Raw genomic sequence first — 12,489 nt, forward strand, 5'->3', positions numbered from 1 at the left:
ATCAGTAGTCATAGAAATTTACATTTGGTAATTGGTGGATTTTTTCCCAATTGTAGAGACGTTGTATACGTCTCTACAATATCCGATTATCAATTATCTAATGGGCTAAATCTGGGAAAACCTCCTGCACAGCAGGATGCACTAACCGATGATTCTGTACATTCACACCCCTCGCCAAAGCCGGGTCTAATTCTAATGCTTTCATGCCTTGATTCGCCAATTTCAAGACATAGGGTAAGGTACTATTATTAAGTGCCTGAGTTGCAGTCCAGGGAACTGCTCCCGGCATATTAGGAACACCGTAATGAACAACACCCTCCTCTATATATGTAGGATTAGTGTGAGATGTAGGGCGCAGCGTCTCCACACATCCGCCTTGGTCTACAGCCACATCTACAATTACCGAACCGGGAAGCATCTGTTTTACTAAACTTCTCGTTACGAGGATGGGGGCGCGACGTCCTAACATTAAAACTGCACCAATAAGTAAGTCTGCTTCTCTGACAACGGCTTCAATTTGCAGAGAGTTACTATAAAGCAGTTCAACTCTGGAACCAAAGAGGGTTTCCAAATAAGCTAAGCGCTCGACATTGACATCCAAAATCTGCACATGAGCGCCTACACCTACCGCCATTCTTGCGGCTTCTGTACCAACGACGCCGCCTCCTAAAATTACGACTTTACCAGGACGAACGCCGGGAACGCCGCCTAAGAGAACTCCGCGACCTCCTTGCTGGCGTTCGAGAAATCTTGCCCCAAATTGGACGGCGAGGCGACCAGCGATGATACTCATGGGGGTGAGGAGAGGCAGAGTTTTTTTGTCTGGTATTTCTACGGTTTCGTAAGCGATCGCGCAAACTCCACTATCAATCAAATTCTCGGTTAAAGTCCGATCTGCTGCTAAGTGTAAATAAGTAAACAGCAGCTGCTCTTTCTGGATAAACTCGTACTCGTGCTTGAGTGGTTCTTTCACCTTAACTACGAGTTCTCGATTCCAAGCGTCCTTAGCTTGGGAGACAATTTTCGCCCCAGCAAGAATAAAATCTTCATCGGTGAAGCCAGCACCAACACCAGCGCCACTTTCCACAAATACTGCATGACCATTTTCATACAATACCCGGACGCTGCTACGACTTAACCCGACTCGAAATTCTTGATCTTTGGTTTCCTTGGGAACGCCAATTTCCATTTCTCACCTCGATGATTAGCTTTGTTATTATTGGCCGTATCTACAACTAATATCTATTAGTTGCACATTGGAAAAGTTACTCTATAAAGGTATAGAGAGTTTAAGTTTTACTTTTCTTCTTTAACTGAATTTTTGTGTATTTGTCTCTAGGCAAAGAGTGAAGTTTTTCTCTCCTATTTGGGAGAAGCCCTTTAAGAAGGCTGCTATAACAATTATAATTGAGTTATAAAAGTTCCAATTTACACCAAAGTCGGTAACTTTATCAAAACCAGGTTTCTTTGGCTTCACAAAGCATAAAGGAATTGCTATATCCTATCGAAAGCATTTAAAACTCAAAACGGAAAATCTCAAAATTCCGTTGCAGATGAAGTGGCTGCCCCACCCAAAGCAAGCTAAGGCATGGTCATCACAGAAGTTTATGATATTTCGTGCTTTCCCATTGACTCAAGGACTAGCACCTTTAAAATATATTAAGGATTGTAAAATACTCTAGAAGCATCAAGACGTAAGGATTGCCAAACTATGACCCAACTTCAACCCACCGTCACTCCCAAGCTGGAGCAGCCAAAGTTTGGCTTTAATGATTACGCAGAGCGCTTGAATGGTCGAGCGGCAATGATTGGCTTTCTGCTGATGGTGATTATCGAATACGTCACTGGGAAAGGTGTACTATCCTGGCTGGGCTTGCAATAATCAGGAATCTTGACTTTAGGACTGAGGAATGAGGAAGAAGATAAGCGATAGGATGTGTCTTATTCACTCAGCACTCAGTCCGCGATAGAAGCGCCGTGAGAGCTATGATGGCTCAGTCTGGGAGCAACCGATGTGTGATGCTTGTTTTCTAACTTCAGGCTCCTGACTGCTAGATGAGATAACCTGAAATTAGAATAAATACTATAGGGAATAGAGTAAGTCGTGATGAATGCTTTGATGCCTAGATTTTTGAAGTCAGCTTACCGTAAAGAACCAATTACCAGTTTTATTGTCATTGTTGGTGCCGTAGATGCAGTGATTGGCGGAGTGGATCAAAGCTGGTCATTGCTGACCTTTGGAGTGGCGATGGTGGGGATAGCGATCGCTCTGCGGTGGTGGCAGCAGCAGCAACATGAAGTTGAACCCCAACCCCAAAAAGCACAACGCTATCTCCCCGCTTCTTCCCCCCGGACGGCTTTACCTACACTGAGTGCATCTAAGCACAATCCACGCCAGTAAAGACTTTGTAAGCATACAAGAATGATAGCCACTTCTACTTCAGGTAAATGGCTGAAAATTGGTGAAGTTGCACATCGTAGTGGTCTTTCGGTGAAAACTATTCGCTACTACGAAGATATTGGGCTATTGTCCCCAGTGGTGAAACGAACAGAATCCGGCTATCGACTGTTTAGTAGCGAGATAATTAATCGGCTGGCGTTCATCAAGCGATCGCAATCTCTCGGACTTAGTTTGGGCGAGATACAAGAAATTTTAGCTGTCCACGACGGGGGGGAGTTGCCTTGTGGTGCATTAAAACAGCATCTGCTTTCCAAAGTAGACGCGATCGCTTCTCAAATTGAATCCCTCGAAATCCTCAAAGCTGAACTACAAGGGTTACTCTCTGGTTGGCAAGACCGTCCACCCGCTCACCGCATCGATCGGACTATTTGCCCAAATATCCAAGATTAAAGGCAAAACAAAAAAGGTAGAAAATTAGAATGAAAAAGGAAAAGTGCCAAAATTTAAAGTTACGTATATCGAGAAAAACAGAAAAACGTAATTTTATTTACACTTTTCTCTTTTTCCCTACTTTTATATTTTGCCTTTTACCTTTCGCCTTTTTTCAAGTTAAGGCTCAGACTGAAATTCCCCAGGTTCTGCCGTCTGAAACTTCAGACACCTCACTACCTCAAGCCTGGAGAAATGTGCAGCTCATCCGCACACTCAAAGGTCACTCCACAACTGTTGAATCCTTAGCTTTCAGTCCTGATGGGACAATTCTTATTAGTGGGGGCAGTGACAATGAGGGCAGAATTAGATTTTGGTGGTTAAAAACAGGGAGACAAGTTTCTAACCTCCGGGCGCATCGTCGGGCAGTTCTTGCCCTAAAATTTAGCCCCGATGGAGAAACATTGACCAGTTCTAGTAATGACTCTTCACTCAATTTTTGGAACTGGAAAACTGGAAAATATACTCGTACCTTTTTAGACCACACGAGTAACATTTTGTCAACAGCAATCACGCCAGATAATGAAATTCTGGTGACAGGTGCTTTGGATGGAATTAGAGCATGGAATCTGAAGACACAGCGCCCTATATATACTTTGGTGCGGTTTGATAACCAAACCTACGCTGTAGCGGCTAGTTCGCAAGGAGATATCCTTGCAAGTGGGGGTAGAGACCCAGTAATTAAACTGTGGAACATAAAAACTGGAAGCTCCATTGGTTCAATTCCGGGGCATTCTGGTGCAATCAGCACCCTGGCATTTGACCCTAGAGGTAATATTTTGGTCAGTGGCAGCTATGACCGCACAATTAAAGTTTGGAATTTAACAACTGCGCGATCGCTCTACACGCTTTCGGGACATACAGGCTTGATTCGGGCTATTGCCATCCATCCTTCGGGAGAAATGCTTGCCAGTGCCAGCCGTGATGGTGTTCGCTTGTGGAACTTGAGAACTGGGGAGCTAATAGCCTTACTTGTAGGACATTCAGACTGGGTGAACTCGGTAGCTTTTAGTCCTGATGGAAGCACCCTTGCCACTGGCGGTTTTGATAGAACAATTAAAATTTGGCAAGTTCCCGCCACACAAACTGATACTCAAGTAAGGAAATAGATTGTTTGACCTCTCTCCCAACCCCTGACCTGGAAGGAGAGAAGAGTTTTTACCCGCTTCCCAGAAAAAAAGTTCTTCCTTGAGAGGCAGTTCTTCAGGTCTGTGTTGGGGGCTTCTGTAGGGACATTGCCATTTCCCTGCCAACGTGGACTGAACACTATAACCGCGATATATTCCAGCCAACGGAGAAACCCTATATAACGCTATATAGAGATTAGGAGTCCATTTTTGGGAAAACTAATTTTAGTTCTTTATAAGACTTAGGAAGTAAAGACTGGTGATGATTGACAATGCCAGCGAAGTAAGTAGTATAAATGATTACAAAAAACCAGGGGTAGAACGTTTTTTCAATCTATCCCTAGAAATGCTTTGTATCGCTGATGCTGATGGATATTTCCAGCATCTAAACCCGGCATGGGAAAAAACGCTAGGCTTCACTAAGGAAGAACTTAAAAGTAAACCTTACCTAGAGTTTGTTCATCCGGAAGACACAGAATCAACTATTTTTGAAGCCAGGAAACTACAAACAGGTGCTGACACAGTAGCCTTTGAAAATCGGTATCTGTGCAAAGACGGCTCGTATAAGTGGCTTGCGTGGGCTTCTACTTTTTGTGCCGAGGAGGGTTTGGTGTATGCAGTGGCTCGCGACATCAGTGACGCACGTGCCGCTCAAGAAGCACTGCACAAAACTCAGGAACGCTTGCAACATCTGCTGAATGCTAGTCCAGCCGTGATATATAGTTGCAAAGCTTCCGGCGATTTCGATACTACCTTCATCAGCGAAAACGTCACGGCACAGATGGGCTATGAACCAGAGGACTTTTTGGAAGATGGCAGTTTCTGGGAGAACCATATTCATCCGGAAGATGCGCCGCGTGTCTTTGCAGGGATGCCTTATGTGTTGGATCTTGGGTGTTACTCCCAAGAATATCGTTTCCGAAACCCGGATGGAACTTATCGGTGGATGCACGATGAGATGAAGCTGGTGCGGGATGCCGGGGGAAATGTGCTGGAAATTGTTGGTTGCTGGCGAAATATTAGCGATCGCAAGCTGGCAGAAGAGAAACTCAAGAAATCAAAAAAAAGACTTTCACTGCTGTTTGAGCAAACGCCACTGGCAATTGTGGAATGGAACGCAAATTTGGAAATTACCCGGTGGAACCCGGCGGCGGAAGCGATTTTTGGCTATGGGAACGAGGTAATGGGTTGTGACTTCGCCCAAATGCTTATCCCGGAAAGCTGTAGAGAGAATGCGCGAGCTATCCAAAAGCAACTTCTGACTCAAAAAAATACTACTCGCAGCACCACCGAAAATATTACCAAATATGGTGAAACTATTATTTGCGAGTGGTACAGCACGGCACTGATTGACGAGTGCGAAAACGTTATCGGAGTCGCCTCCTTTGCACAAGACGTTACCGAGAGCAAAGCTGCTGAGGAGCAACTTCGCAAGCTATATCGGGCTGTGGAACAAAGCCCAAGTATGGTTTTAATTACAGATAGCTTTGGTTGTATTGAATATGTCAACCCCAAGTTAACCGACTTGACTGGTTTCACCTGTGAAGAAGTTATTGGCACGAATGTAGATAATTTAGGCGAACAATCGCCGGAAGAATGCCAAAAGTTATGGGAGGCAATTAGTGCGGGTGGCGAGTGGCGAGGAGAATTTTATAACCGGAAAAAAAATGGCGAATATTACTGGGAACTTGCCTCTATTTCGCCAGTTTTTAACGATGCAGGCGAAATAACTCATTATGTTAAGGTTGCTGAAGATATTACTGAGCGCAAGTTGGCAGAGTCAGCTCTACAAAAAGCAAATGAAGCTTTGGAAATGCGAGTTGAGAAACGCACGGCTCAATTAAGAAATGCTTTCGAGCAGCTGGAAGAGGAAATTGCTGAGCGCCAGCAAGCAGAAGCGCGATCGCGTGAGAGCGAATCGCGGCTTAATAATATTATGAACTCGCTGCAAGACGTGGTGTGGTCGGTTAAATGTCATACCTTCGAGGTGCTTTACATCAACCCAGCCGCCGAAACTCTATATCAGCGTTCCAGACAAGATTTTATTGATAATCCGTATCTGTGGTACGAGGTGATCCACCCAGAAGATCGCGATCGCATTGAGACTACTAACAGACTCATGGAAACGGGCAGACAAGAATTAGAGTATCGGATTTTACGACCAGATGGGGAAGTGCGGTGGATTCGCAACAAAAGCTGGCTGATTTACGATGAAACTGATACGCCAACTCGCATAGATGGTTTGGTATCCGACATCACTCAGCGCAAGCAAGCAGAAGCAGCATTGCGCGAGAGTGAGTCACGCTTAAACAGCATGATGAATTCCTTGAAAGATGTGGTGTGGTCTACTTGTGCCAGCACTTCCAAGATACTTTTCCTCAACCCAGCTGCGGAAATTGTTTATCAACGCCCAACACAAGAGTTCTTCGACAACCCGCACCTGTGGCTGGAGGTGATTCATCCAGAAGATCGCGATCGCGTGGAGGAGAATTTCCAACAGCTTTCGGAACGGGGCAATTATGAAATCGAGTACCGGATTTTTCGCTTAAATGGCGAAATGCGTTGGGTTCACGACCGAGGCTGGTTAATTAACGATGAAACTGGCAAAGCAATCCGCGCAGATGGTTTAGTCGCCGACATCACTGAACGCAAGCAAGCACAAGAGGCATTGCAGCAGCGAGAAGAACAACTGCGCCGGGTTGTTCAAAATATGCCAGTGATGATGGATGCCTTCGATGCAGACGGGAACTTTACCGTCTGGAACCGAGAGTGCGAACAAGTAACGGGCTACAGCGCTTCGGAGGTTGTGGGCAATCCTCAAGCGCTGGAGTTATTTTATCCAGATCCCACTTATCGCGACTCAATGATGGCTGCATGGGCTGAACTTGGCAATGACTACCGCAGCTGGGAATGGGATGTCACTGCTAAGGATGGTAGTGTCAAGACAGTAGCATGGTCTAATATATCCGGGCAATTCCCGATTCCCGGTTGGGCAAGTTGGGGCATTGGCGTAGATATTACGGAACGTAAAGCTGCGGAAGAAGCACTGCGGCGAAGGGAAGCGCAATTACGAGAACAAGCGCAACAATTAGAACAAACTCTGCGCGAACTCCAACACACTCAAGCCCAATTGATTCAAACTGAAAAAATGTCTTCTTTGGGTCAACTTGTCGCTGGTGTCGCTCATGAAATTAATAACCCGATTAATTTCATTTATGGCAATCTCACTCACGTAGCTCAATACGCTCAAGATTTAATTAATCTCCTTCATCTTTACCAGCAACATTATCCTCATCCCGCGCCAGCGATTGTAAAGGAAGCCGAGGCGATTGACTTGGATTTCTTAATTGAAGATATGCCGAAAATTCTGGGTTCGATGAAGATGGGGAGCGATCGCATCCGCGAAATTGTCTTATCGTTGCGTAACTTCTCCCGTCTGGATGAAGCCGAAATGAAGGCAGTAGATATCCATCAAGGCATTGATAACACTCTGCTGATCTTGCAAAATCGTCTAAAAGCAAGGGTCAGCTATCCCGCCATTGAAGTTGTTAAAGAGTATGGCAACCTACCGCCCGTAGAATGCTACCCAGGACAGCTAAATCAGGTATTTATGAACATCCTGAACAATGCGCTTGATGCTCTCGAAGCGTTGGAAGGTTTAGACGAGTCGGAATCAAACCTTCCAACTTTCCCACGTTTGAATCCGCAGATTCGGATTTCTACCGAAGTTCGAGATAGAAATCACGTAACGATTAAGATTCGGGACAATGGTTCAGGAATGACAGAGCAAATAAAAGCCCGCTTATTTGACCCCTTCTTTACCACCAAACCTGTTGGGAAAGGTACTGGCTTAGGATTATCCATCAGTTATCAAATTGTGGTTGATAAACATGGCGGCATTTTGAAGTGTTTCTCAGAACCAGGAAAAGGAACTGAGTTTTTAATTGCCATCCCAATTTGCCAACGCCAATAGTGAACAAAAATTTTCATCCAACGCTTGTGCGCGCGAGAGTGCATGAACCTGTCACACAAAAAAACAGAGGGGAGTTAACCTTCCCTCTGTTTGATTTTTTGTTGTTTTCAGCTTCGCCCTGGTCTTTTAGCTTTTTCCGGAGCATCTGCTGTTGCTTTTTCAATTGTCTAGCTCTTGCAGACCCGCCTTTACCTTTGTCGTTTCTCCCCTGTTTGCGGGGAGATTCCCAGCTTTTTAGTCTCATTGTTATAACCCCTAATCCAACATCTGATACCCGCAGCCCCCTTTTTAAGGGGGGCTTCTAAAATTGAAGAGTGGGCAGGGAGAGAATCGAACTCTCACAACCTTGCGGTCGTCAGATTTTGAGTCTGATGCGTCTACCAGTTTCGCCACCCGCCCTTGGGTTTAGCTTTATCATTATAGCCTATTGAATGCTGTTCTAGCAAGTTTTGGTATTCTTGGCTACTTGCCCAGCGATCAATTTCTCTAGCCCGTAAAACTGGGACTGGGTGGGATAGTTGGGCTGTTTGGGCTGATTTGAGCATTTCACCTAGCTGGTTGTTGCTGATGTCGTCGTAAGCTTTGGCTTGGGCTAAAAATGCCTCCAGGTTTAGTTGAGGCGCGATCGCGGGTGAACCTCCCGCAAGTTTCATTAAAACGGAACTCACTACTCTGGGGTTTTGGGTGGCTAGTAGTGCAGCGCGATCGCACGTAAACTCCGCACATCGCAACCACTCCATCATCTGCGATCGCACGCTTTCAGCTACTACACTCCCCCAAGTGGGAATTAATCCCGCCGCTAACACGATAATATTCAACGGTGTCAGGTAAACCCCATGTTCGCACTTGAGGTGTCCCAATTCATGGGCAATTACTGCCTGAATTTCTTCCTGTGTCAGCATATCAATTAACGAGGTATGCAACACGATAAACGGTTGCTTGCCTCGCATGGCAAATGTGTAGGCGTTTGGCGCTGGATGCTGGCGCACATACAGTTGCGGTGGTTCGAGATCCAGAATCTGGCAAGCTTCTAACAGCAGTTTATGCAGATCCGGCAGCTGTTGAGGCCCGACTAGCACTCCGGCTGCTATATTTTCTAGGTAAAAAACTTGTTCTGCTAGCGGCCCCAGCAGATTCCGCACTAGCATATCCAACCCAGGCACCTGTTTCAAGGCTGTGGTTGCCTCCAAATCCAGCGGATGGCGGAACTTGTCTGCGGAAAGACCAATTAACGGTGTCTTTGTTGGCAACATGGAGACAATCTCAAAAAATAAGGCTTTTATGTGGTGCTGTTCTGGTTCTTGGCTTTGGTTATTGCCCCTAGAACAGGTAATACTCAATTAGTATAGCGAGGGATCTAGGATTTTCGTTGCTATTGTCTGCCTTCACGGTGACAAATTGTTGTAATTTTTTATACGTCTTTTTATACCGTACATGATATATTTAGATAATGGAAATCTGTACTTTAGGAGCAAATACACAGATTTCTATTATTAAGGAAATCACTTTCAAATAAATAATATCATCAAAATAGAGGAAAAAGATAGCTGTTTTTTCAAAGAAAAGAAAGTAAAAAAACAGCTTGATTTAATGAGAGTAAAATTAGGCAAATAACCAATTTTTGACTTTAGTTAAACTATCCCAGTCAGGTTTTCTGGAGAAGCCATCGGCAATACTTTCTTCAACGTCTTCGCGTAATTCAGATTCAATCGCGATCGCACGCCCAGCGACTTCAACATGTTGGCGGACACCCTTTTGCCCAGTTTCGAGCATAGCGAGCGCCAAGTTAATCCGAGCTTGAGGATCGGCGGGATTCAACTTGACAGCTTTTTGAGCAGCTTTGGCAGCCAAAGATGGGTTGTTATCCAACAAATATAACCAAGACAGACAAACCCAGGCAGCATTTGTTTTAGGGGAGCGATCGCAAATTTCCTTAAAAACAGGAATCAAAGTATCCGGGCCTTCACCCGCTTTATAGCGTTCCAGTCCGGTATCGAAAAGGTCGTTAACTTGCTCGGTCATTTTAAAAAGGCAATCAAGTAAAAAGTAATTCGTACTTGGGGACTGGGAAGAAGAAAAATTTGCATTCTTGTTTTACCCAGTCCCCAGTCCCTAGTCCCCATCCAATTTAGACACCAAAAGACTTACCACAGCCACAGTTTTGAGCAGCATTGGGATTGGTGAATTGGAAGCCGCCGCCAATCATAGCATCGCTGTAGTCAAGCACTAAGCCATAGAGATATAGCATACTCTTGGGGTCACAGACAATTTTGAAGCCCTCGTAGTCGTAAATCTCATCATTTTCCTGGATTTTGCTGGCATCTTCAAAATCCATCATGTAAGACATTCCCGAACAGCCTCCTTGGCGGACACCGACGCGCAGGCACAAATCCTTACCTTGTTTCTCCCGCAATTGAAGAACGTGCTTTAGAGCCGCTTCTGTCAACTGTATACCTCGTGTTTGCGACTGAGTTGCTTGTGTCATCGCGCTCATTCGACTCCTATTTGCTGTTTGTTATAGACGATTTTGAGTAAACCAGCCCACTTTATTAATTTTATCGAACATTGCTAACCATACAGGCACTAACGAAGCAAAGCTTTTTATTACCTATGTTGACGATGGCTCATATAGCAGGGCTATAGCCAAGAGAAATTGTATAGCACTGTACATAAAAGCGGGCAAAATAGAAGTTTATTAAGCAGACGGTATATAGACGATTAGTATTTAAAATGAGGATCTACCAACATAAAGCGCAGACCGCTTTTACCTTCACTCAGTTGGCTTAGTATATGTCTGTTCTCAATCGCTCTACCCTTCGTCGGCTCAAAACACTACACCAAATTCCCAGCGTCTGGGAGGGCGATCGCCGTCGATTATCCGCTGGCATGGCACAAAGCTTAGAGTCGGATACTCAGGAAGATGGTGACTGCATTGTTTGGTTAGATGGTGTCGAAGGCATGGTGCGGGCAATGGATATGGTAACGTCCGAAACCGGGCCCGAAGCAATGGTTCGCGCCTTGTTGCGTGCAATGGAGTATCCTCACAGCCCAGCAAAACCAGCCCGACCTCAGAAAATAATAGTCCGCGATCGCGAAGTACAGTTTTATCTGCGCGGTATTCTTCAGGATCTAGATATTGCTATTGATTATGTACCAGAGTTGCCTCTGGTTGACGAGCTGTTTCGCTCTTTTCAGGAGATGTCCAGCACTCGTCCGCCGAAGCTACCGCCAGAGTATGTGGAGTTACTGGAGGAAAAGGCTCAGGAAATTTGGGAAGATGCACCTTGGGAAATGCTGGCTGACCACCAAATTATCTCAATTGAAATTAACCAGTGGGATGTTGGTACTCTTTACGCCTCGGTGATGGGAATGCTGGGCATGGAGTACGGAATTTTGTTGTATCGTTCTCTTGATTCTCTGAAGCGATTTCGGGCTTCAGTCTTAGCAAAGGAGTCTTTTGAGGAACTCGAAGAAGCATTTTTAGGGCAAGATTGCTTGTTTATGACCTTCGAGAAGGCGGAAGATGACTTCGATGAAGATGAAGACGAGGACGGAATAGATTTATCTGACTTAGCCCTATCAGAAATAGGGCCAAGTTTCGGCAACGTGCATCCTTTGGAGGGAATGCGACCGTTTTTGTATGAAGAGGAAGCGATCGCAGTTTATTTTGCACTGGAAGCTTTGCATCGCTTTTTCCGCGCATCCCATCGCCAACTCTCCGACGACAAGTTCCCCAGCCTCACCAAACGCTTCCGCATCGCCACACCCCCAGCCGTAGAACCAAAGCAAACTCTCTCGGTAAAGGTGGAAACTGTGCCAGAAGTGGCGACGGAACTATTTAATATGGCCCAGTTGGCAGCGGAGGATGAGGACGACGACGAATTCGACGACGAATTCGACGATGAATTCGAGGATATGACGGTGCCGTTGCGGGATGATTTGATACCCAAAGGTTCTTTCTTCAGTCTGGGGATGATGACTTGGGAACGGCTGGACTTGCTGCGTCAGACAGCAGAACATTATCAGCCGAAGGATATCGCGGCGGCGGGAGAAGGTTTGCCTGTGATTTTGATTCAAACTTCCCGTCCGAAGGCAAAGGAGTTGATTGAAAAGATCCAGGGTGCCGGAGGGCTGAAAGGAGTATGCTTTAATCCGGGAGAAGATCCTGAAGAGGGGGATCTCTACGACTTGGGAATCTTACAAACTGAAAATGGCAATATGTACCTTTTTGGTGAGTTTACAGGAGATGACCCTGTTCATATTGAAGCCCGTCGCAAGTGGGATCAGCGTTGTCAGAAAACTAAAGGCTACTGCGGCGTGATTATTGCCAGAGGGCTAAAAGGCGCATCGAAGGGAAATCCTCAGCTTGGTGACATGATGGCATTATTTGAAGGGCGATCGCTCTCCTCTGAAGAATTGGGCTTGGGTATGCTTCAGCTAATCCCTCAGTTCGGCTTTGAGTTGGAATAAAGTTGGGGCAGTGTTTCCCCGCCCCTACT

At 45.6% G+C, this 12,489-nt stretch carries 11 protein-coding genes and 1 tRNA gene; 6 read left to right on the forward strand and 6 right to left on the reverse strand.

Annotated features, from left to right (window positions below; translation table 11 throughout):
• Positions 1–97: 97 nt before the first annotated feature.
• Positions 98–1,189 carry an alanine dehydrogenase gene (gene ald, locus NDI42_RS07230; protein ID WP_190452201.1) on the reverse strand — a complete coding sequence of 364 codons (1,092 nt, stop codon included), beginning with the start codon at positions 1,187–1,189 and terminating at the stop codon, positions 98–100.
• Between the two features lie 522 nt (positions 1,190–1,711).
• Here ald and NDI42_RS07235 point away from each other — a divergent pair.
• The 5 genes from NDI42_RS07235 (at position 1,712) to NDI42_RS07255 (ending at position 7,990) form a co-directional block, all read left to right on the forward strand.
• Entirely contained in the window at positions 1,712–1,882 is a 171-nt protein-coding gene (locus NDI42_RS07235) for a chlorophyll a/b-binding protein (protein WP_190425002.1), read from the forward strand.
• Between the two features lie 225 nt (positions 1,883–2,107).
• On the forward strand, positions 2,108–2,401 hold the full coding sequence (locus NDI42_RS07240; protein WP_190442646.1) for a hypothetical protein: 294 nt from the start codon (positions 2,108–2,110) through the stop codon (positions 2,399–2,401).
• A 21-nt stretch (positions 2,402–2,422) separates the two neighbouring features.
• A complete protein-coding gene (locus tag NDI42_RS07245; protein WP_190452203.1) occupies positions 2,423–2,851 on the forward strand; it encodes a heavy metal-responsive transcriptional regulator in 429 nt (142 codons plus the stop codon).
• Between the two features lie 236 nt (positions 2,852–3,087).
• Positions 3,088–3,999, forward strand: a complete 912-nt coding sequence (locus NDI42_RS07250; protein ID WP_199311018.1) for a WD40 repeat domain-containing protein — start codon at positions 3,088–3,090, stop codon at positions 3,997–3,999.
• Between the two features lie 280 nt (positions 4,000–4,279).
• Positions 4,280–7,990: a PAS domain S-box protein gene (locus tag NDI42_RS07255; RefSeq protein WP_206755900.1), complete on the forward strand. Its 3,711-nt coding sequence runs from the start codon at positions 4,280–4,282 to the stop codon at positions 7,988–7,990.
• A 13-nt stretch (positions 7,991–8,003) separates the two neighbouring features.
• Here the strand turns inward: NDI42_RS07255 and NDI42_RS07260 are convergent, their stop codons facing one another.
• The 5 genes from NDI42_RS07260 to NDI42_RS07280 form a co-directional block, all read right to left on the reverse strand.
• A complete protein-coding gene (locus NDI42_RS07260; RefSeq protein WP_348231389.1) occupies positions 8,004–8,234 on the reverse strand; it encodes a hypothetical protein in 231 nt (76 codons plus the stop codon).
• Between the two features lie 71 nt (positions 8,235–8,305).
• A tRNA-Leu gene (locus NDI42_RS07265) sits at positions 8,306–8,389 on the reverse strand.
• Positions 8,368–9,243, reverse strand: coding sequence for a M48 family metallopeptidase (locus NDI42_RS07270; protein WP_190452334.1), 876 nt, complete (start codon positions 9,241–9,243; stop codon positions 8,368–8,370). Before NDI42_RS07270 ends, NDI42_RS07265 begins: the two co-directional genes overlap by 22 nt.
• Positions 9,244–9,592: 349 nt before the next feature.
• Positions 9,593–10,012 carry a tetratricopeptide repeat protein gene (locus NDI42_RS07275; RefSeq protein ID WP_190442616.1) on the reverse strand — a complete coding sequence of 140 codons (420 nt, stop codon included), beginning with the start codon at positions 10,010–10,012 and terminating at the stop codon, positions 9,593–9,595.
• Between the two features lie 106 nt (positions 10,013–10,118).
• Positions 10,119–10,475 carry a HesB/IscA family protein gene (locus NDI42_RS07280; RefSeq protein WP_190424984.1) on the reverse strand — a complete coding sequence of 119 codons (357 nt, stop codon included), beginning with the start codon at positions 10,473–10,475 and terminating at the stop codon, positions 10,119–10,121.
• Between the two features lie 305 nt (positions 10,476–10,780).
• Here NDI42_RS07280 and NDI42_RS07285 point away from each other — a divergent pair, with 305 nt between their 5' ends.
• The gene (locus NDI42_RS07285; RefSeq protein WP_190452209.1) at positions 10,781–12,460 is read left to right on the forward strand and encodes a DUF6930 domain-containing protein; all 1,680 of its coding nucleotides are present in this window, start codon (positions 10,781–10,783) and stop codon (positions 12,458–12,460) included.
• The last annotated feature ends 29 nt before the right edge of the window (positions 12,461–12,489 follow it).

The sequence above is a fragment of the Funiculus sociatus GB2-C1 genome (genome assembly GCF_039962115.1).
GTDB classification, from domain to species: Bacteria; Cyanobacteriota; Cyanobacteriia; order Cyanobacteriales; family FACHB-T130; genus Funiculus; species Funiculus sociatus.